This window comes from Mesorhizobium sp. M4B.F.Ca.ET.017.02.2.1, assembly GCF_003998955.1.
Classification (GTDB): domain Bacteria; phylum Pseudomonadota; class Alphaproteobacteria; order Rhizobiales; family Rhizobiaceae; genus Mesorhizobium; species Mesorhizobium abyssinicae.
In genome coordinates, this window is sequence record NZ_RZOF01000088.1 from 1 (window position 1) to 18,867 (window position 18,867).

The following is an 18,867-nucleotide window of genomic DNA, read 5'->3' on the forward strand; positions in this document are numbered from 1 at the left end:
TGCTGTGCCCGCCGACATAGCTGCCGTTTCCGCCTGTGACATGCGCGCCTTCTCTGAAGGTCGGCAAAAACAAACGCCGAAGAACAAACCCGACCATGCAGGCGAAGGCCAGAAGCAGAATTCCAATATGTATCCAACCGGTCTGGGTCATCCGACTTCACCTTTATTTCCGTTTTCTGGGCGTCAATTCAATAGCAGGGAGTGGATCTGATCGCCATGACCGACATCGCCACCTACAACTTCGCCTATCTCGACGAACAGACAAAGCGGATGATCCGCCGCGCCATTCTCAAGGGCATCGCCATCCCCGGCTACCAGGTGCCCTTCGCCTCGCGCGAGATGCCGATGCCCTATGGCTGGGGCACCGGCGGCGTCCAGGTCACCGCCTCGATCATCGGCCCGGACGACGTGCTGAAGGTCATCGACCAGGGCGCCGACGACACCACCAATGCCGTCTCGATCCGCGCCTTCTTCAAGAAGGTCGCCAATGTCGCGGTGACTACCGACACCGCCAGCGCCACCATCATCCAGACCAGACATCGCATCCCCGAGCATCCGCTCACCGCAGGCCAAATTCTGGTCTATCAGGTGCCGATCCCCGAGCCGCTGCGCTTCCTCGAGCCGCGCGAGACCGAAACGCGCAAGATGCATGCGCTTGAGGAATACGGCCTGATGCATGTCAAACTCTACGAGGACATCGCCAGGCACGGCCGCATCGCCACCACCTACGCCTATCCGGTCAAGGTCGAGGGCCGTTATGTGATGGACCCGTCGCCGACGCCGAAATTCGACAATCCGAAAATGCATCGGTCGCCGGCTTTGCAGTTGTTCGGCGCCGGCCGCGAAAAGCGCATCTATGCCGTGCCGCCATTCACCGACGTGGTCAGCCTCGACTTCGAGGACCATCCGTTCGAGGTGCAGACCTTCGACCAGCCCTGCGCGCTCTGCGCGGCGGAGAATGTCTATCTCGACGAGGTCATCCTCGACGACCGTGGCGGCCACATGTTCGTCTGCTCCGACACCGACCACTGCGAGAAGCGGCGTGAGGAAGGCCATCGCGGCCACCTAGCGCCTGACGCCCAACTTGCTCTCGAAAGAACGGAGCCGGCCGAATGACCGACGAACCGCTGCTGCGCGTCTCGGCGCTGTCCAAATTCTACGGCTCGCGCGTCGGCTGCGAGACTGTCAGCTTCGACCTCTGGCCCGGCGAGGTGCTGGCGGTGGTCGGTGAATCCGGCTCCGGCAAGACGACGCTGCTCAACTGCCTGTCGACCCGGCTGCTGCCCTCTTCCGGCACCGCCAGCTACCGCATGCGCGACGGCCAATGGCGCGAGCTTTACCGCATGAGCGAGGCCGAGCGTCGTTTCCTGATGCGCACCGACTGGGGTTTTGTCCACCAGAACCCGGCCGATGGACTGCGCATGACGGTATCTGCCGGCGCCAATGTCGGCGAAAGGCTGATGGCGGTCGGCGACCGCCACTACGGCAGGATCCGCGCCACCGCCGTCGACTGGCTGTCGCGCGTCGAGATCGACGAGGACCGCATCGACGACGAGCCGCGCGCCTTTTCCGGCGGCATGCGCCAGCGCCTGCAGATCGCCCGCAACCTAGTGACCGGGCCGCGCCTGGTGTTCATGGACGAGCCGACCGGCGGCCTCGACGTCTCGGTGCAGGCGCGCCTGCTCGACCTGCTGCGCGGGCTGGTCACCGACCTTGGCCTGGCGGCCATCGTCGTCACCCACGACCTCGCCGTGGCGCGACTTCTGTCGCAGCGCATGATGGTGATGAAGGACGGCCATGTCGTCGAAAGCGGACTGACCGACCGCGTGCTCGACGACCCACGCGCGCCCTATACGCAGTTGCTTGTTTCTTCGATTTTGCAGGTGTGATGATGGCGCCAGGTCACCCCCCTCTGTCACGGGCTATCTGCAACGTTGGAGATTGGCGAAACCGCACGAGGCCGCCCCTTCTCCCGCCGATCGGCGACAATAGGAGGACCTTCTGATGCCCACCCCTCTCGTTGTCTCCGACGTCGCGAAAAGCTTCACCATGCATCTGCGCGACGGCATCCGCTTGCCGGTCGTCGCCGGCGTGTCGTTCTCGATCCGCGCCGGCGAATGCGCCGTGCTCGGCGGCCCGTCCGGCGCCGGAAAAAGCTCGATCCTGAAGATGCTCTACGGCAACTACGCCGTCGACGAAGGCCAGATCATCGTCCAGCACGAGAACGGCCTGATCGATCTCGCCAGCGCCAGCCCGCGCACGGTGCTTGCCGTGCGCCGGCAAACGATCGGCTATGTCAGCCAGTTCCTGCGCACGGTGCCGCGCGTCTCGGCCTTCGACGTCGTCGCCGAGCCGCTGGTCGAGCGCGGTGAGGAACGCGAGGCAGCACGAGAAAAGGCCCGCACCTTGCTTACCCAGCTTAACCTACCGGAAAGGCTCTGGGCCTTGCCGCCGGCGACGTTCTCCGGCGGCGAACAGCAGCGCGTCAACATCGCGCGCGGCTTCATCACCGAGCATCCGATCCTGCTGCTCGACGAGCCGACCGCCTCGCTGGACGCCAGGAACCGCGACGTGGTGGTCGAGTTGATCGCCGCCAAGAAGGCGGCCGGCGTCGCCCTGCTCGGCATCTTCCACGACCAGGACGTGCGCGAGGCGGTCGCCGACCGCGTCATCGACGTCACCGCTTTCGCCGCAGGCAGGATTGCCGCATGACAAGGAAATTGTCGGAGACGCCGCTGGTTCATCCGACCGCGCAGGTCGAGAACTCGACGCTTGGCCGCTGGACCGAGATCGCCGACCGCAGCCGGGTTTCGGAAAGCGAGCTCGGCGACTATTCCTACATGATGCAGGACTGCGCCGTTTGGTGCGCGACCATAGGCAAGTTTTCCAACATCGCGGCCAGCGTGCGCATCAACGCCACCAACCATCCGACCTGGCGGCCGACGCTGCACCACTTCACCTACCGCGCCTCCGACTACTGGGACGATGCCGAGCACGAAAGTGAATTCTTCGCAGAGCGCCGTGCGAAACGCGTCACCATCGGTCACGACACCTGGCTCGGCCATGGCTCGACCATCCTGCCCGGCGTCACCGTCGGCGACGGCGCGGCGGTCGGCGCGGGCGCCGTGGTGTCGAAGGACGTCGCGCCCTACACCATCGTCGGCGGCGTGCCGGCGAAGCCGATCCGCGAACGCTTCGACCGCCGCACCGCCGAACGCTACCAGGCGCTCGCCTGGTGGGACTGGGACCATGCCCGGTTGCGCGCGTCGCTCGACGATTTCCGCGCGCTTTCGGCAGAGGCTTTCCTGGAGAGGTATGGTTGACATTCACGGGAACGTGGTGTGGTCGTACAGTAATTTAATCTCGCTATATCAAACATCTCCTAGGGCCAGTCGTGTGGAAGGAGATCATTTCGTGGCTATACTGTTTATACCGGCGTGCATTGGGTTGGCGCTGGTTGTATTGGGGATTTGGGTCGTTCGGAGCCAGGTAAACCGCTGGAGTCGGTCCGACCGAGTCTCGTCCATTGTCTTGACCATCTTGGGCTTGGGCCTGGCAGCGGTAGGGGTGCTAATTCTCTTCGTGTTGGCGCCCATCTCCCGGTAGAACTGCCTCAACTGCTAGTGAGACCGCTAGCTTCGATACCTATGCCCAGGACGACGCCCCTAGATTCACATCTTTGACATACGAGTCGGACAAGAGGCGATCTCGCCAGGGAGATCGCCATGCTCGACAAAGCCAGACCCTCGCTCGCCGGCTTCTTCGAAGGCACCAACCCCGCGCCGCCGGTGCATCTCGGCACCCGCTACGACACGGCGGGCAATTTCCTGTTCGAGCCTGGCAACACCGTTGTCTCCCATCTCGTAGCCGGCTCACCCTCCGAAGCCGCTGTAGTCGCAGTGCGCGAGCGCATGCGCGCCATGCCCGACGCCGACCGGCTTGTCTTCACCCCGGTCTCCAGCCTGCATATGACGCTGTTCCAGGGCATCATCGAGCGCCGCCGCCGGCTCCCCTATTGGCCTCGGGATGTGCCGCTCGACACCAGCATCGACGACATGACCCGCCTTTATCTGGAGCGCCTGAAGGGCTTCGCGGGGAGCGGCGCGTTCAGGGTCAAGGCCATCGGTATCACCCCGAACGGCCTCACCGTCGCCGGCGCCTCGGAGGAAGACCGGCGCATCCTCCAGGCCTGGCGCGACGCGCTGTCGGTGCCCTTCGGCTATCGCCATCCCGACCATGACACCTACGTCTTCCACATCACCTTCGCCTACCAGATCCGCCGCCTTGCCGACGAGCGGGCGGCGGCGTGGCAGGATCTGTTCGATGACTGCCTGTCCTTCCTCGACCGCGAGGCGCCGGTCATCGAACTCCACCCGGCGGCCTTTTGCAGCTTCCGTGACATGGAGCATTTCGAGGAGCTCCTGGTCCTCGGCTGATGACTGCTACCGCGCAGCTGTGGGCGGTAACAAAACTGACATCAATCCGACACCGCAGGTTCATGGGGCTGCGCTAGCCAAGGTTAACAGACCCTGTAACCGACTGGACTGGAGCCTAGCCCCATGTCAGCAGCCTCTGCCACGCTCGAAATCCGCGGTGTCAGCCGACGATTCGGCAAGAACACCGCCGTCAGCGCCGTCGACCTGTCGATCCCGCAGGGCCAGATGGTCGGCATCATCGGCCGTTCCGGCGCCGGCAAGTCGACGCTTCTGCGCATGATCAACCGTCTCATCGACCCCAGCCAGGGGTCGATTTTTTTTGACGGCGCCGAAGTCTCGGCGCTGCAGGGCTCGCCGCTTAGGCGCTGGCAGCGCGACTGCGCCATGATCTTCCAGCAGTTCAACCTGGTGCCGCGCCTCGACGTGCTGACCAACGTGCTGCTTGGCCGGCTAAACCACCGCTCGACGCTGTCCAATCTGTTCGGCATTTTCTCGCGCACCGAATGCGCCGAGGCGGTTGCGGCGCTTGAACGCCTCGACATCGCCCGCACCGCGCTGCAGCCGGCTGGCACGCTGTCCGGCGGCCAGCAGCAGCGCGTGGCGATCGCGCGCGCCATGATGCAACAGCCGAGGGTGCTGCTCGCCGACGAGCCGATCGCCTCGCTCGACCCGCTCAACGCCAAGGTGGTGATGGACTCGCTGCAGGACATCAACCTACGCGAAGGCATCACCGTCATCACCAATCTGCACACGCTGGACACGGCGCGGGCCTATTGCAACCGCATCATCGGGATGGCCGCCGGCAAGGTCGTGTTCGATGGCGCGCCCGAGGATCTCGACCGCGACGCCGTGCGCCTCGTCTATGGCGCGGATGCGAATGGCGCCGATATCTCCGAGGCCATCACGTCGACCAGCGTCACCTTCAAGCCGAAGATCACCGCATCCGCCGGACCGCTCGAGCCCGCATTCCCCGGCTACTAGTCGATGCTTTCGAACCGTCCACGCTGACGAAGAGCGGCAACCGGTTCGGCAAGGATCATGGCCAAGCAAACGAGCAACCCGGATCGCCCGCCCGCGTCAAAGGCAGCTGTCAAAATTCGAACGTCGCCGGCGCGAGGCCGGAACAACAGGAGAGAGATCCAAATGTTTAGGAAGATGGTTTTTGGCGCCGTATCACTGCTCGCCATCGCGACGAGCGCCGCTCATGCCGCCGACGTCAAGGAATTCCGCGTCGGCATCCTCGGTGGCGAGAACGAGACGGACCGGCTGCGCAACTACCAGTGCCTGGCCGACCATTTGAAGGCCGAATTCGGCTTCGAGAAGGTCTCGCTGTTCCCGGCCGCCGACTATGACGGCGTCATCCAGGGCCTGCTCGGCGGCACGCTCGACTTCGCCGAGCTCGGCGCTTCCGGCTATGCCAGCGTCTACATCAAGGACCCGAAGGCGGTCACCCCGATCCTCACCACCCAGCAGACCGACGGCGCCACCGGCTATTATTCGATCGGCCTGGCGTTGAAGTCGTCGGGGATCACCGACATCAAGTCGGCCAAGGGCAAGAAGCTCGGCTATGCCGATCCGGACTCGACCTCCGGCTACCTGATCCCGCTGACCCAGATCCCTAAGGACACCGGCCAGTCGAACGAAGCCTTCTTCGCCTCGACCCAGTTCAATGGCGGCCACGAGAACAACGTTCTCGCCGTCCGCGACGGCAAGGTCGACGTCGCGGTGGACGATTCCTCCGGCATCGGCGATTTCAAGAACGGCTACACCTCCGGCACCTTCCACAAGGAAGTCGCCAAGGGCGCCGTCGACCCGAACGACTTCGTCGAGGTCTGGCGCTCCGGCCTGATCCCGAACGGCCCGCTGGTCGTGCGCACCGCGCTCGGCGACGACATGAAGGCCAAGCTGACCGCGTTCTTCACCGCGCTGCCGACGAAGGACAAGCCCTGCTTCGAGGGCGTCGAGGGCGGCGACTTCACCGGCTACGTTCCGGTCAAGCCGGACTTCTACAACGTCATCGTCGAAGCCCGCAAAGCCGCCATCGGCGGCTGACGGCATCAGGAAAAGGGGCGGCGCCAAAAAACGCCGCCCCTTTTGCATCTCCCGATCATGACCTCAGCGACAATCCACTCTGACGCGACGCGCCTGGCGGCCGATGCCTGGCGGCGCCAGACGTCCTTGCGCCGGCTTTACACCGGCCTCGGTGTCGGCCTGCTTTTTGTCGCCATGTGCGCGACCATGTGGTTCGCCGACGAGGCCAATGCCGGCCATTTCCTCGACCGGCTGCCGCACATACTGGACTTCCTGAGCTGGCTGATTCCCAAGGACTGGAACGACGTCTGGCGCGCCCTGTTCGACGTCGCCTCGCCGCATGACACCGGCACCCAGGAATTCAACTTCCCGCTCGGCCGCGTCCCTGTCTGGGGCGGATTCTACATCCCCGAATATTTCGAGCTGATGCTGACCACGGTCAACGTGGCGCTGGTCTCGACCTTCGTCGGCTTCGTCTTCGCCGTGCCCTTCTCCTTCATCGCCGCGCGCAACCTGACGCCGAGCCCGGCGCTCAGGCTCGTCGTCAAGCGCTTCATGGAACTGCTGCGCGCCTTCCCCGAGATCGTCATTGCCGGCCTGTTCGCGGCCATCGTCTCGATCGGCCCGGTCGCCGCCATCATCGCCATCGGCCTGCATTCGATCGGCGCGCTGGGCAAGCTGTTCTACGAGATCAACGAGAACATCGACATGCGCGCCGAGGAGGGCTTGCGGGCGGTCGGCGCCAACTGGTTCGAGCGCATCCGCTTCGCCGCCCTGCCGCAGGTGCTGCCCAATTTCATGTCCTACACGCTGCTCAGGATCGAGATCAACGTGCGCATCTCGACGATCATGGGCGCGGTCGGCGGCGGCGGCATCGGCGAGGAGCTGAAGCTCTCCATCTCGCGCGGCTTCGGCGCCAAAACGCTGGCGCTAGTGCTGCTCTTGTTCACCACCATCTTCATCGTCGACCAGTTCTCCGCCTGGCTGCGCCGCAAGCTCGTCGGCGAGCAGGCCTTTCTGATGAGCGCCTGATATGGCCATAACCGCCGACGACATCCTGTCGATCGAGGAACGCTACCCGCACGTCTTCCGCCGGCCGCTCTACAAGCGTTTCGGCCCGCTGTTCCTCATCGCGGGGACCATCCTCTATCTCGCCTATGCCTTGTGGTTCTTCAGCATGCCGCAGGTGCTGCGCGACTCCTATTGGGAGCGCCTGCCGCTCTTCCTGGCGCAATGGATCAGCTACGATTTGCAGCCGGAGTTTCGCCTCGACCAGCCGGAGATCACGCCGAAATATCCGCGCTTCTCGGCGCTGGGCGAGAACCCCAATCCTGACTGGGTGATCAGGAACCCGGACGGCACCTTCACCGTGCTGATCGACGGACCGGCCAAATCCGTCACCTTTGACAAGACCAAAGCCGTGATTGTTGCCAACGGCCAGACGGTGCCCGTGTCGCTGACCGGCGGCAAGCCGGTGATCTCGGGCCCGGTGCCCGACTGGATCACCGCGCATGACGACGAAATTGTCGCCAAAATGGGCTTCGTCGGCGAGGTGCGCGTCACCGTCGACCGCGTCAAGGCGCGCAAGCGCTTCCTCGGCTGGGCGAATTTCGTCTTCGACACGCGCTCGCCCTTCTTCGGCAAGCCGGCCGGCGAAGTGGTCTCGCTGCTGGTTTCCGGCCCAGAGCTCAAGCCTGGAACATCGAACATCGCGCTTGCCGCCGACAACATCTGGAACAACGCCCAATGGCAGCATGGCGATGTCTGGACGAAGCTCTTGCAGACCATCGTCATGGCCTTCCTCGGCACGCTGCTCGGCGGCATCGTCGCCTTCCCGCTCGCCTTCTTCGCCGCCCGCAACATCACGCCGAGCGGGCTGCTCAGCCAGGTGCTGAAACGCTTCTTCGATTTCATGCGCTCGGTCGACATGCTGATCTGGGCGCTGTTCTTCACCCGCGCCTTCGGACCCGGCCCGTTGGCGGGAAGTGCCGCGATCTTCTTCACCGAGATCGGCACATTGGGCAAAACCTATTCCGAGGCGCTGGAGAACATCGACGACAAGCCGCGCGAAGGCGTGCAGTCGACCGGCGCCAATGGCTTGCTGGTGCAGCGCTACGGCGTGCTGCCGGAAGTGGTGCCGGTCATCATCAGTCAGACGCTCTACCAGTGGGAATCCAACACCAGAGGCGCCACCATCATCGGCGCCGTCGGCGCCGGCGGCATAGGCCTGAAGCTCTGGGAAGCGATGCGCACCAATTCCAACTGGGCCAACGTCTTCTACATGGTGCTGCTGACGCTGGCCGTCGTCTTCATCTTCGACAACATCTCGAACTTCCTGCGTCGGAGGCTCAGCCGCACGCTGCATGACTACAACCAACTGCAGGCCGAGCGGGGCTAATTTTGTGACCCCTAAGTGCGGGTATCGTAAAGTGCCGCGCCAAGGGTCGACCCCCACTCCGTCGAGCTGCGCTCGACACCTCTCCCCCGATCGACGGGGAGAGGAAAGGCCAGAACTTAGCAGCCCGGGCTCCCTTCCTCTCCCTCCGGAGGGGGGAGAGGTGGCTCGGCGAAGCCGAGACGGAGTGGGGGAACCACCCAGCAACCGCTGCGAACGCAGTAGAAAATTGACCAAGCGCAGGCCCTAAGCCGCCTTCTTCCACCCATCCCTGATATGCTTGTACCCCTCCCGATACACAGCCTCCGGGCTCTCGGCAAAATCCCGCCAAACCTTGGTCGCCGCAGCCAGATCCTTCAGCGAACGCCCGAAGGATTCGATGGTCAGCCAGTCGTCGTAACCGCTCTTGCGGATGGCCGAGAACGTCTCCTTCCAGGGAATATTGCCCCGGCCCGGCACCCCGCGATCATTCTCTGAAATGTGGATGTGGACGACATTCCGGCGATTGCGCGTATAGGCGCCGATCGGATCGGCTTCCTCGATGTTGGCGTGGAACGTGTCGTACATCGCCTTGATGTGCGGCCGGTCGATCACGTCGATATGCTCGGATAAATCGTCCATCGTGTTGAAGAGATAGCATTCGAAGCGGTTGAGCGCCTCCAACCCGATCGTCACCCCCGTCTTGCCGGCATGGTCGCCGATGGCGCGCTGCGAAGCGATCGAGCGCTTCTTCTCGGCGGCCGTCGGGCCGCTGCCGGAAAAGGCGCCGAGCGTCGAATGCAGCGGGCCGCTCAGCCTGTTCGCGCCAAGTGCGGCGCTGCAGTCGATCGCCCATTTCATGTAGTCGATGCCGGTCTTGCGCGTCGCGGCGTCCGCCGAGATCAGGTTCATCGCCGGATCGCCCATGGCCGAGACCGCGGTGCGCTCCAGGCCGATGCGATCGAGCAGCTCGCCAAGTTTCTTGTAGTCGTCGGGCGCGCCGGAAAACACCGGGATTTCGACGCCGTCGAAGCCGGTCGCCTTGATGTCTCTCAGCAGCGCTTCATGCTTCTTCGAGACGCTGGTCGTCCACAGGAACATGCACATGCCGATTTTCATCGACCCCTCCCCATCACCTTCGATCAAGGGGGGATGAGATTCAGGTCAGGCCGAGTCGAGAACGGTGGCTTCCGAGAACCGGAGCGGAGCGCACTTAAGTACGCGAGCACCGGAAGCGCAGGAAGCCGCCGTTCGCAGACCGGCCTCGCCTGAATATCGACACCCCTAGAGCTTCGTCCACGCCCCATTCTTCTTCGACGACTTCACGCAGGCCTCGATGAAGGCCATGCCTTCAACGCCGTCGGCAATCGTCGGGAAGACGACATCCTTTGCCGGCTTGCCGCCCTTCCTGCGCGCCGCGCGGATGGCGCGGGCGGCCTCCTGATAGATGTTGGCGAAACCTTCCAAATAGCCTTCCGGATGGCCCGAGGGAACACGGGTCACACGCCCGGCGGACGGCAGCGCGCCGGCGCCGGCGCGGGTCAAAAGCTGCTTCGGTTGGCCGAACGGCGTATACCACAAGTAGTTCGGATCGGCCTGCACCCATTCCAGCCCGCCCTTCGAGCCGTAGATGCGCAGCTTCAGCCCGTTCTCGTGGCCGGGCGCCACCTGGCTGGCCCAGATCATGCCCTTGGCCGGATGCGCCTTGCCGACCGGCTTGAAGCGCAGCATGACGTTGATGTTGTCGTCGAGCTGCCGCCCCGGCACGAAGGCGTCGAGATCGGCCGACAGCGTATCGAGCTCCAGCCCGGAGACGAAGCGCGCCAGGTTGTAGGCATGCGTGCCGATGTCGCCGAGCGCGCCGCCGGCGCCCGCCTGCTTCGGGTCGGAGCGCCACGCCGCCTGCTTCTGGCCGGTCGCGGCGAGGTCCTCGGTCAGCCAGTCCTGCGGATATTCCGACTGTACGATGCGGATGTCGCCGAGCTGGCCCTTGGCCACCATCTCGCGCGCCTGCCTGATCATCGGATAGGCGGTGTAGTTGTGGGTGAGCACGAACACCTTGCCGGTCTTCTCGACCAGGGCGGCAAGCTTCTTCGCCTCGGCGAGCGTGGTCGCCAGCGGCTTGTCGCAGATGACGTGGATGCCGGCCTCGAGGAACGCCTTGGCCGCCGGCACATGCACGTTGTTGGGGGTGACGATCGCCACCGCCTCGATGCCGTCGGGCCGCTTCGCCTCGGCCTTGGCCATTTCGGCGTAGGAGCCGTAGCTGCGCGCCGGATCGAGCCCGAGCTCGGCGGCCGATGCCTTTGCGCGTTCCGGGTTGGCAGACAGCGCGCCGGCCACCAGGACGAAGTCGTTGTCCAGCCTGGCCGCGATCCGGTGCACCGCGCCGATGAAGGCGCCTTGCCCGCCGCCGACCATGCCATAGCGGATCGGGCCGCCTCCCGTTTCTGACTTCGATGCGCCGACCATTCCTGTCTCCCTCGTTGGTGCTTGCCTCCCCTCGAGGGGAGGTCGATCCGGGCAGCGGATCGGGTGGGGTTGCCGGGCGTGGAGTTCGAGCCGACCCCGCCCGGCCCTTTGGGCCACCCTCCCTTCGAGGGGGAGGGAAGGAAGTACTAGATTCCCATCATCGCGCGCAGCGCCTTCTTGTCGGTCGCGCCGCCGGCGAAGTCGTCGAACGCCTTCTCCGTCACCCGGATGATGTGATGCTGGATGAAGGGCGCGCCTTCGGCGGCGCCATCCTCCGGATGCTTCAGGCAGCATTCCCATTCCAGCACCGCCCAGGAATCGTAGCCGTACTGGGTGAGCTTGGAAAAGATGCCGCCGAAATCGACCTGCCCGTCGCCGAGCGAACGGAACCGCCCGGCCCGGTTGGTCCAGCCCTGATAGCCGGAATAGACGCCTTGCCGCCCCGTCGGATTGAACTCCGCGTCCTTGGCGTGAAACGCCTTGATGCGCTCGTGGTAGATGTCGATGAATTCGAGATAGTCGAGCTGCTGCAAGAGGAAGTGCGACGGGTCGTAGTTGATGTTGCAGCGCTTGTGGCCGCCCACCGCGTCGAGGAACATCTCGAAGGTGGCGCCGTCGAACACATCCTCGCCCGGATGGATTTCGTAACCGATGTCGACGCCGTTCTCGTCATAGACGTCGAGGATCGGCTTCCAGCGTTTGCCGAGTTCGGCGAAAGCCTCCTCGATCAGCCCGGCCGGCCGCTGCGGCCATGGGTAGAGGTAGGGGAAAGCCAGTGCTCCGGAGAAGGAGACCGAGGCCTTCAGCCCCAGGTTCTTCGACGCCTTGGCGCCGAACTTCATCTGCTCGACCGCCCATTGCTGCCTGGCCTTCGGATTGTTGTGCACCGAAGCCGGCGCGAACCCGTCGAACTGCGCGTCATAGGCCGGATGCACCGCCACCAGTTGCCCTTGCAGATGCGTCGACAGTTCGGTGATCTCGACGCCGGCATCGGCGCAGATGCCTTTCACCTCGTCGCAATAGGCCTTGGAGGTCGCCGCCTTTTCCAGGTCGAACAGCCGCGCGTCCCAGGTCGGGATCTGCACGCCCTTGTAACCCAGACCGGCGGCCCATTTGGTGATCGACGGCAACGAATTGAACGGCGCGGCATCGCCCGCGAACTGCGCCAGAAACAGACCGGGACCCTTCATCGTCGACGGCATCGGCATCCTCCCTCTTTTTTCATCGCGACCGAGCATAGCGCCGATTGCGGACGGGGCCAGTCTCTTTGGTCTTTCATGTCGGCGATTTGAACACGCCGCAATTCTGGTATTACCAAATAATGTTGTTTGGTCAAGCGGCCGAGCATGGCAAAACCGCGCCACGGGTAATCCGTCGCGATCGAAAAATTACATATTATTCAATACGGTAACTTCGTAAACGGGCGGCGTTGGTCGGCTTCTTGCCGTCCATTCGAAATTGCTGTAGACCATCAAAAAGGCCCAATTGGTCGAACCAGTTTGCCAAAAAAATGCTGGAACGCCTTGGGGAGGAAACTGGCGGCGGGCTCCGCGGGAGAGCGCCGCGGGAGAACGTGACAGGCGAATTCTGGGAAGGATAGACCATGCATCTTTCGACGCACAACTGGATGCGGGCGGAGCCGCTGGAGGTGACGCTGAAGCGCATCAAGAAATTCGGCTATGAGTCGATCGAGATTTCCGGCGAGCCCGAGCAGTACAAGACCAAGGAGACGCGCGAGCTCTTGAAGGAGCACGGCATCCGCTGCTGGGGCTCGGTGACGCTGATGCTGGGCGAACGCAACCTCGCCGCCAAGGACCAGGGCCAGCGCGAGCGCTCGGTGCAATACGTCAAGGACGTGCTGACCATGGTGAGCGAGCTCGAGGGCGAGATCATCACGCTGGTTCCCGCCACCGTCGGCAAGGTGGTGCCCGACGGCACCGAGGCGGAGGAATGGGGCTGGGTGGTCGACGCCACTCGCGAGTGCTTCGCGCACGCCAAGAAAGTCGGCGTCAAGGTCGCGGTCGAGCCGCTCAACCGCTTCGAGACCTATCTGTTCAACCGCGGCGCGCAGGCGCTCGCGCTTGCCGATGCGGTCAGCCCGGAATGCGGCGTATGCCTCGACGCCTATCACATCCACATGGAGGAGTTTAACGTCTATGACGCCATCCGCCAGGTTGGCAAACGCCTGTTCGACTTCCACGTCGCCGACAACAACCGCTTCGCCGCCGGCCTCGGCCAGATCGACTGGCCGCGGATCGTGCGCACGCTGAAGGAGATCGGCTACGACGGCGCGTTGACCAACGAGTTCGTGGCCCCCGTCGACCGCACGCCGGCCGCGCCCTATCCCGACATGGTCGAGCGCCATCCGGTCGACATCTCGCCCGAGCAGCTGAAATTCATCCAGGATCACGGCTCCAGCGTGCTGACGGAGAAGTTCTACACCGACCAGATGCGCATCACCGCCGAAACGCTGCTGCCGCTGATCAAATAGCCGGTCGAAAGGAAGACGCCCTTCCGCCCGAACGGGCGGCGGGGCCGGGGATGGCCATGCGCATCAAGACGGTCCAAGCCTGGTGGGTTCGCATACCGATCGCAGCGGCGAAGCAGCACCGCAGCGATTTCGGTCAAGTGACGACGTTCGACGCCGCCATCCTGCGCATCGAAACCGATGACGGCCTGGTCGGCTGGGGCGAGGGCAAGAACGCCGCCGGCAGCGCCGGCAGCTATGGCGCGCTGGTCCATATGCTGAACCACGAGGTCGGGCCGCAGCTCGTCGGCCGCGACCCGGCCGACATCGGCGTCATCTGGGAAATGCTCTACAACGGCGTGCGCCACCACACCGCGGCCCATGCCGGACACGCCATGCCGCAGCTGGCGCGGCGCGGCATGAGCGTTGCCGCCATCAGCGCCGTCGACATCGCGCTCTGGGACATCCTCGGCAAGTCGCTTGGCCAGCCTGTCTGGCGGCTGCTCGGCGGCCGCAAGGTCGAGCGCATGCAGGCCTACGCTTCCGGCGGCTGGGCGCCGGCCGAGACCATCGGCGAGCAGCTCAAATCCTACATCGCCAAGGGCGGCTTCAAGGCGCTGAAGATGCGCATCGGCGCCATGGATGGCGCCCCGCATATCTCCGCCGCCCGCGTCCGCGCGGCAAGGGAGGCGCTTGGCCCCGAAGTCGAGCTGATGGTCGACGCGCACGGCACCTATACGGTGGCCGAGGCAAAGCGCTTCATCCAGCTCGCCGGCGACCTCGACCTCGCTTGGTTCGAGGAGCCGGTGATCGCCGACGACAAGCCGGGCTTGGCCGAAGTACGAGCCTCGTCCACCATCCCGATCGCTACCGGCGAGAGCGAGGCGACCCGCTACGCTTTCCGCGATCTCGCCGTTCTGAAGTCGGCCGACATTTTCCAGCCGGACCCCGCATTCTGCGGCGGCATCAGCGAGGCGATGAAGATCGGCACCATCGCCAGCGCCTTCAACCTGCGTTTCGCGCCGCATCTGTGGGCCGGCGCGCCCTGCTTCTTTGCCGGTCTACATGTCTGCGCGGCGTCGCCGGCGAGCTTCACCATCGAATATTCGCTCGGCGCCAACCCCATGATCCACGATCTTGTCGAAGAGACTGTCGAAGCGAAGGACGGTATGATAGCGATCCCTGAAAAGCCCGGATTGGGATTCACAATTTCGGAACGGTTCCTGGAGGCGCACGCGCAACGCTGCTGACGATGAAAGAAAAGAACCTTCTCGCGGAACTCGCCGCCTTTCTGTTCTCCAGTTCGGACAAGGAGACGGGCCGCACGCCGTCGGAGCGTGAACTGGCCGAGCATTTCTCAGTCAGCCGCGGCCAGATCCGCGAGGCGCTGGCCATTCTCGAGGCCATGCGCATCGTCGAGCGCCGCGCCAAATCCGGCATCTATGTCGACACCAAGCAGGCGAGCGTCGAAGCCTTGGCTCTGTTCGCCCGCGCCGGCCTGCCGCTCGATCCGATCCAGATCTACGAAACGGTCGAGCTGCGCAAGATCCACGAGATCAAGGCCGCCGAGCTTGCCTGCTCGCGCGCCACCGAGGAGAATTTCGAGCGGCTGCGCGAGATCCTGAAAGCCTCTGAGGAGCGCATCGCCGCCGGCGAGGGCCTGGCCAAGGAAGACCGCGAGTTCCACCTCGAGATCGTGCGCGCCACCAAGAACGGCATCTTCCACAACATCTGCAGCGTCTACTACCTGATGGGCGAGCAGCGCCTGCCGATCTATTTCAACGACCCCGAGCGCAGCGTGCGCTCGCATGCCGAGCATATCCAGATCTACGAGGCGCTGCTGCGCCGCGACGGCAACCTGGCCCAGGCGCTGATGAACGCCCATCTGCAGGGCGCCGAAAGCTATTGGAAGGGCCTGATCGAGGGCCGCGGGATGGAGCCGACGAGCCCGGCGCTCGAAAAGGCCTAGAGCATTTTGCAGCCCGGCGGCATCGCCTGGCGTCGCGGAAATGCGGCAAACAAACGGGAGCCACATGCCCAGAATCCTGTCGACGCATCCGCTGCATCCGCGCGCCTCCGCCATGCTGGCCGGGGCGGGCAGGCTGGTCGTCGCTTCCGCCCTCGATGGCAGGACGCTTGCCGCCGAAGCGAAGGATGCCGATATCGTCATCGTCCGTGCGCCGCTGCCGGCAGAGCTTTTCAACGGCGCCGCGAAGCTGCGCGCCGCGATCCGGCATGGCGCCGGGCTGGACATGATCCCGGTCGAGGCGGCGACAGCGGCCGGCGTGCTCGTGGCGAACGTGCCGGCGGTCAATGCGCGCTCGGTCGCCGAGCACGTGATGTTCGTGACCCTGGCCTTGCTTCGGCGTTTTCGCATGGTCGACCGCGACCTGCGCGCCAAGGGTTGGCTCGCCGGCCGCGACCACGCCAACGCCAACACCGAGCTCGCCGGCAAGACCATCGGCATTGTCGGCCTCGGCGCGGTCGGCCAGGCGGTCGGCCATATCGCCGCCCACGGCTTCGACCTCAATGTGGTGGCGACGACGCGCAGCATGCGCCCGGCGCCCGACAAGGTCGGCTTCCTATCGATCGACGCCCTGGTCGAGCAGAGCGACATCGTCGTGCTTTGCTGCCCGCTGACACCGGAGACACGCGGCCTGATCAGCCGCGAGCGCATTTCGCGCATGAAGCCCAACGCGCTGCTGATCAATGTCTCGCGCGGGCCCGTGGTCGACGACGACGCGCTGATCGAGGCCTTGCGCAAGGGCAGCATCGGCGGTGCCGCGCTCGATGTCTTTGCAACGCAGCCGCTGCCGCCGAACCATCCCTATTTCGGCTTCGACAATGTCATCGTCACCCCGCACATGGCGGGGATCACCGAGGAATCGATGATGCGCATGGGCGTCGGCGCCGCCGGCGAAGCGCTGCAGGTGCTCGCCAACAAATTGCCTGTCAATCTGCGCAACCCGGAAGTGACCGCTCACTACCGGCGGCGCTTCCCGGTCGACCTGTAGCTCGTCACCGGCGGCGCCTCAATTTTCACGGATTCGACGGGGACATTGCCGCCATGTTCATCGCCCGCCTTTCCCTTCTAGCCGCGAGCCTCTGCGCCACGGCCGTACAGGCCTTGGCTGACGGGCAGGACGGCTATGTGTTCTGCGACAACGGCCTGCGCTGCATCGCGGCGCCCTGCCCTTCCAACAGTGCGCTCGAGCTCGCCACCGGCGAGATCATCAGGGGCGTCGTGATTGACATCGACGGCCTGCCGCAGGAAGACAAGGCGCTCGATCTCCAGGACAAGCTCTACGCCGGCACGATCGTGATTGCCGGCTCGATCGAGACCAGGACCCAGACCTTCAACGGCAAGCGGCAGATCGTGCGGACGCTGGTCGCGACCGGCATCGAACGGACCGCGAGGCCAAGCGAGCGCCGGCACTGTTCGTCGCGCTGACACGGCGCGCCGGTCATCAACCGAGCAGCCGCTCCACTTCTGCCGCGATGCGCAGCAGATGCCGGTCTTGGCCGTTGCGCGCCACCAGCATCAGCCCGGCCGGGCGTGCCGTTCCAGGCATCGGCAGCGAGATCGCGCAGAGATCGAACTGGTTGGCGACCTGGGTGTTGCGCAGCAGCAGGCCTTCGATCCGGTCACGCAACGCCACGTCGCTTGCCATCGAAGCGATGGTCGGCGCGGTCACCGGCGTCGTCGGCAGGCCCAGCACGTCGACGCTGGCCAGGCGCTCGTCCATCGCGGCGGCCAGCGCCGCGCGGCGGCGTAGTGTCCGGATATAGACCGATGCGGGGATAGCCAGGGCGCGCGATAACGGCCCGCTGACATGCGGATCGACCGGCACGGATGCGCCCGTCGCCAGCCAGTCGGCATGGACCTCGGCGCCCTCCATCGACGCGATCGTGGCGCGCCTGGTCGCCGCGCGCATGTCGGCAAGCAGGTCCTCGACCGACAGGTCCGCGATCCGCGCGCCGGCCTGCTCGACCTTGCCCAGGCATCGATCGAACGCGGTCGCCACCTCGCTTTCGGTGTCGTCGAAAAGAACACCGCGCGGGATCCCGATACGAAGACCGGCAAGCGGCAACGGCAGGTGCAGGGGCGGCATCTCCTCGCCGGCCATCGCGGCGTCGGCGACGGCGCATGCGGCGACACTCAGCGCCAGTGGCCCGATCGAATCCAGCGTCGCGGATAGTGGATAGGCACCGGCCAATGGTATGCGCCGCGCCGTGGGCTTGAAACCGACCACGCCATTCAGCGATGCCGGGATGCGGACCGAGCCGCCGGTGTCGGAGCCGATGGCGACGTCGCAGGTTCCTTCACCCACCGACACCCCGGCGCCCGATGACGAGCCGCCCGGTATCAGGCTGGCGTCGGTAGCATTGCCGGGCGTGCCGTAGTGCTGGTTGTCGCCGATCGCGGTGAAGGCGAATTCGGTCATGTTGGTCTTGCCGAGGATGACCGCGCCGGCTTGGCGCAGCCGGCCGACGATCGCGGCATCGCGCAAGGCGGGGGCCGCTGTCCTGAGCATCAGCGAGCCGGCCGTGGTCGGCTCGCCGGCGACGTCGAACAGATCCTTGATCGAGACGATCGTGCCATCGAGCGGCCCGAGCGTCACGCCGGCCTTCCGCCGCGCATCACTGGCGTCGGCGGCGGCTCGCGCTGCTTCCGGGTAGAGCCGCACGAACACGCTCTCGTTGCTCGCGCGGGCCGCCAGACGCGACAGCAGAATTTCGAGATGATCGCGGACTGGGTGCATGTTCGGTGTCGGACTCCGCAAGGCTGCAACGTCTTTAGAGCATGATCCCGAAAAGCGGGAACCGGTTTTCGGAAAGATCATGCTCCAACAAGTTGGATCAGGCATATTTGCACTGCCGGGCCGAAGGGAGAGAAGCAACGATGCTCTACAAAGGCGGCTGCCACTGCGGCAAGGTGGCGTACGAGGTCGAGGGCGAGATCGGCGGGGTCGTGCGCTGCAACTGCTCGATCTGCGCCCGCAAGGCTGCATTGCTCTGGGCGGTGCCGCATCGGAACCTGCGGCTGCTCGCCTGGGGCGACGACCTCGGCCGCTACACCTTTGGCA

At 64.9% G+C, this 18,867-nt stretch carries 19 protein-coding genes and 1 pseudogene; 16 read left to right on the top strand and 4 right to left on the bottom strand.

Annotated elements, in window-relative coordinates:
- From EN738_RS35930 to phnE (EN738_RS13465), 10 genes are all read left to right on the top strand, one after another.
- The coding region (locus EN738_RS35930) for a hypothetical protein (protein ID WP_210214075.1) at positions 1-211 on the top strand (211 nt) is incomplete at its 5' end.
- A 5-nt stretch (positions 212-216) separates the two neighbouring features.
- Positions 217-1,116: an alpha-D-ribose 1-methylphosphonate 5-phosphate C-P-lyase PhnJ gene (locus EN738_RS13425; protein ID WP_127284109.1), complete on the top strand. Its 900-nt coding sequence runs from the start codon at positions 217-219 to the stop codon at positions 1,114-1,116.
- The gene (phnK, locus tag EN738_RS13430; RefSeq protein WP_127284110.1) at positions 1,113-1,889 is read left to right on the top strand and encodes a phosphonate C-P lyase system protein PhnK; all 777 of its coding nucleotides are present in this window, start codon (positions 1,113-1,115) and stop codon (positions 1,887-1,889) included. Before EN738_RS13425 ends, phnK begins: the two co-directional genes overlap by 4 nt.
- A 115-nt stretch (positions 1,890-2,004) precedes the next feature.
- Positions 2,005-2,712: a phosphonate C-P lyase system protein PhnL gene (phnL, locus tag EN738_RS13435; protein WP_127284111.1), complete on the top strand. Its 708-nt coding sequence runs from the start codon at positions 2,005-2,007 to the stop codon at positions 2,710-2,712.
- Positions 2,709-3,323, top strand: a complete 615-nt coding sequence (locus EN738_RS13440; RefSeq protein WP_127284112.1) for a DapH/DapD/GlmU-related protein — start codon at positions 2,709-2,711, stop codon at positions 3,321-3,323. Before phnL ends, EN738_RS13440 begins: the two co-directional genes overlap by 4 nt.
- A gap of 402 nt (positions 3,324-3,725) precedes the next feature.
- A complete protein-coding gene (locus EN738_RS13445; RefSeq protein WP_127284113.1) occupies positions 3,726-4,436 on the top strand; it encodes a DUF1868 domain-containing protein in 711 nt (236 codons plus the stop codon).
- A gap of 123 nt (positions 4,437-4,559) precedes the next feature.
- Positions 4,560-5,417, top strand: coding sequence for a phosphonate ABC transporter ATP-binding protein (gene phnC / locus EN738_RS13450; protein ID WP_127284114.1), 858 nt, complete (start codon positions 4,560-4,562; stop codon positions 5,415-5,417).
- A gap of 162 nt (positions 5,418-5,579) precedes the next feature.
- On the top strand, positions 5,580-6,488 hold the full coding sequence (gene phnD / locus EN738_RS13455) for a phosphonate ABC transporter substrate-binding protein (RefSeq protein WP_127284115.1): 909 nt from the start codon (positions 5,580-5,582) through the stop codon (positions 6,486-6,488).
- A 57-nt stretch (positions 6,489-6,545) separates the two neighbouring features.
- Positions 6,546-7,499: a phosphonate ABC transporter, permease protein PhnE gene (gene phnE / locus EN738_RS13460; protein ID WP_127284116.1), complete on the top strand. Its 954-nt coding sequence runs from the start codon at positions 6,546-6,548 to the stop codon at positions 7,497-7,499.
- Position 7,500: 1 nt separating this feature from the next.
- Positions 7,501-8,865 (top strand): phosphonate ABC transporter, permease protein PhnE, encoded by a 1,365-nt coding sequence (gene phnE, locus EN738_RS13465; protein ID WP_127284117.1) that lies wholly within the window; start codon positions 7,501-7,503, stop codon positions 8,863-8,865.
- Positions 8,866-9,108: 243 nt separating this feature from the next.
- Here phnE (EN738_RS13465) and EN738_RS13470 read toward each other — a convergent pair whose 3' ends face one another.
- The 3 genes from EN738_RS13470 to EN738_RS13480 form a co-directional block, all read right to left on the bottom strand.
- On the bottom strand, positions 9,109-9,960 hold the full coding sequence (locus EN738_RS13470; RefSeq protein WP_127284118.1) for a sugar phosphate isomerase/epimerase: 852 nt from the start codon (positions 9,958-9,960) through the stop codon (positions 9,109-9,111).
- Between the two features lie 165 nt (positions 9,961-10,125).
- Positions 10,126-11,313, bottom strand: coding sequence for a Gfo/Idh/MocA family oxidoreductase (locus EN738_RS13475; protein ID WP_127284119.1), 1,188 nt, complete (start codon positions 11,311-11,313; stop codon positions 10,126-10,128).
- A gap of 146 nt (positions 11,314-11,459) precedes the next feature.
- Complete coding sequence (locus EN738_RS13480) at positions 11,460-12,515, bottom strand: sugar phosphate isomerase/epimerase (RefSeq protein ID WP_127284120.1); 1,056 nt, start codon at positions 12,513-12,515, stop codon at positions 11,460-11,462.
- 401 nt (positions 12,516-12,916) lie between these two features.
- Between EN738_RS13480 and EN738_RS13485 the strand changes: the two genes are divergently transcribed.
- The 5 genes from EN738_RS13485 (at position 12,917) to EN738_RS13505 (ending at position 17,231) form a co-directional block, all read left to right on the top strand.
- A complete protein-coding gene (locus EN738_RS13485) occupies positions 12,917-13,804 on the top strand; it encodes a sugar phosphate isomerase/epimerase (RefSeq protein WP_127284121.1) in 888 nt (295 codons plus the stop codon).
- 56 nt (positions 13,805-13,860) lie between these two features.
- Positions 13,861-15,030: a mandelate racemase/muconate lactonizing enzyme family protein gene (locus EN738_RS13490; RefSeq protein WP_127284122.1), complete on the top strand. Its 1,170-nt coding sequence runs from the start codon at positions 13,861-13,863 to the stop codon at positions 15,028-15,030.
- 2 nt (positions 15,031-15,032) lie between these two features.
- On the top strand, positions 15,033-15,749 hold the full coding sequence (locus tag EN738_RS13495; protein WP_127284123.1) for a FadR/GntR family transcriptional regulator: 717 nt from the start codon (positions 15,033-15,035) through the stop codon (positions 15,747-15,749).
- A 64-nt stretch (positions 15,750-15,813) separates the two neighbouring features.
- Positions 15,814-16,794: a hydroxyacid dehydrogenase gene (locus EN738_RS13500; protein ID WP_127284124.1), complete on the top strand. Its 981-nt coding sequence runs from the start codon at positions 15,814-15,816 to the stop codon at positions 16,792-16,794.
- Positions 16,795-16,847: 53 nt separating this feature from the next.
- Entirely contained in the window at positions 16,848-17,231 is a 384-nt protein-coding gene (locus EN738_RS13505) for a hypothetical protein (protein ID WP_127284125.1), read from the top strand.
- Positions 17,232-17,247: 16 nt separating this feature from the next.
- Here EN738_RS13505 and EN738_RS13510 read toward each other — a convergent pair whose 3' ends face one another.
- Positions 17,248-18,543, bottom strand: coding sequence for an amidase (locus EN738_RS13510; RefSeq protein ID WP_127284126.1), 1,296 nt, complete (start codon positions 18,541-18,543; stop codon positions 17,248-17,250).
- A 140-nt stretch (positions 18,544-18,683) separates the two neighbouring features.
- Between EN738_RS13510 and EN738_RS13515 the strand changes: the two are divergent.
- Positions 18,684-18,867, top strand: a pseudogene (locus EN738_RS13515) (GFA family protein); the annotation flags it as partial.

What these genes read in the sequence shown, in the direction of transcription:
- EN738_RS13425 (WP_127284109.1), top strand. Translation starts at nt 217, where the DNA reads ATGACCGACATCGCCACCTACAACTTCGCCTATCTCGACGAACAGACA.
- phnK (WP_127284110.1), top strand. Translation starts at nt 1,113, where the DNA reads ATGACCGACGAACCGCTGCTGCGCGTCTCGGCGCTGTCCAAATTCTAC.
- phnL (WP_127284111.1), top strand. Translation starts at nt 2,005, where the DNA reads ATGCCCACCCCTCTCGTTGTCTCCGACGTCGCGAAAAGCTTCACCATG.
- EN738_RS13440 (WP_127284112.1), top strand. Translation starts at nt 2,709, where the DNA reads ATGACAAGGAAATTGTCGGAGACGCCGCTGGTTCATCCGACCGCGCAG.
- EN738_RS13445 (WP_127284113.1), top strand. Translation starts at nt 3,726, where the DNA reads ATGCTCGACAAAGCCAGACCCTCGCTCGCCGGCTTCTTCGAAGGCACC.
- phnC (WP_127284114.1), top strand. Translation starts at nt 4,560, where the DNA reads ATGTCAGCAGCCTCTGCCACGCTCGAAATCCGCGGTGTCAGCCGACGA.
- phnD (WP_127284115.1), top strand. Translation starts at nt 5,580, where the DNA reads ATGTTTAGGAAGATGGTTTTTGGCGCCGTATCACTGCTCGCCATCGCG.
- phnE (WP_127284116.1), top strand. Translation starts at nt 6,546, where the DNA reads ATGACCTCAGCGACAATCCACTCTGACGCGACGCGCCTGGCGGCCGAT.
- phnE (WP_127284117.1), top strand. Translation starts at nt 7,501, where the DNA reads ATGGCCATAACCGCCGACGACATCCTGTCGATCGAGGAACGCTACCCG.
- EN738_RS13470 (WP_127284118.1), bottom strand. Translation starts at nt 9,960, where the DNA reads ATGAAAATCGGCATGTGCATGTTCCTGTGGACGACCAGCGTCTCGAAG.
- EN738_RS13475 (WP_127284119.1), bottom strand. Translation starts at nt 11,313, where the DNA reads ATGGTCGGCGCATCGAAGTCAGAAACGGGAGGCGGCCCGATCCGCTAT.
- EN738_RS13480 (WP_127284120.1), bottom strand. Translation starts at nt 12,515, where the DNA reads ATGCCGTCGACGATGAAGGGTCCCGGTCTGTTTCTGGCGCAGTTCGCG.
- EN738_RS13485 (WP_127284121.1), top strand. Translation starts at nt 12,917, where the DNA reads ATGCATCTTTCGACGCACAACTGGATGCGGGCGGAGCCGCTGGAGGTG.
- EN738_RS13490 (WP_127284122.1), top strand. Translation starts at nt 13,861, where the DNA reads ATGCGCATCAAGACGGTCCAAGCCTGGTGGGTTCGCATACCGATCGCA.
- EN738_RS13495 (WP_127284123.1), top strand. Translation starts at nt 15,033, where the DNA reads ATGAAAGAAAAGAACCTTCTCGCGGAACTCGCCGCCTTTCTGTTCTCC.
- EN738_RS13500 (WP_127284124.1), top strand. Translation starts at nt 15,814, where the DNA reads ATGCCCAGAATCCTGTCGACGCATCCGCTGCATCCGCGCGCCTCCGCC.
- EN738_RS13505 (WP_127284125.1), top strand. Translation starts at nt 16,848, where the DNA reads ATGTTCATCGCCCGCCTTTCCCTTCTAGCCGCGAGCCTCTGCGCCACG.
- EN738_RS13510 (WP_127284126.1), bottom strand. Translation starts at nt 18,543, where the DNA reads ATGCACCCAGTCCGCGATCATCTCGAAATTCTGCTGTCGCGTCTGGCG.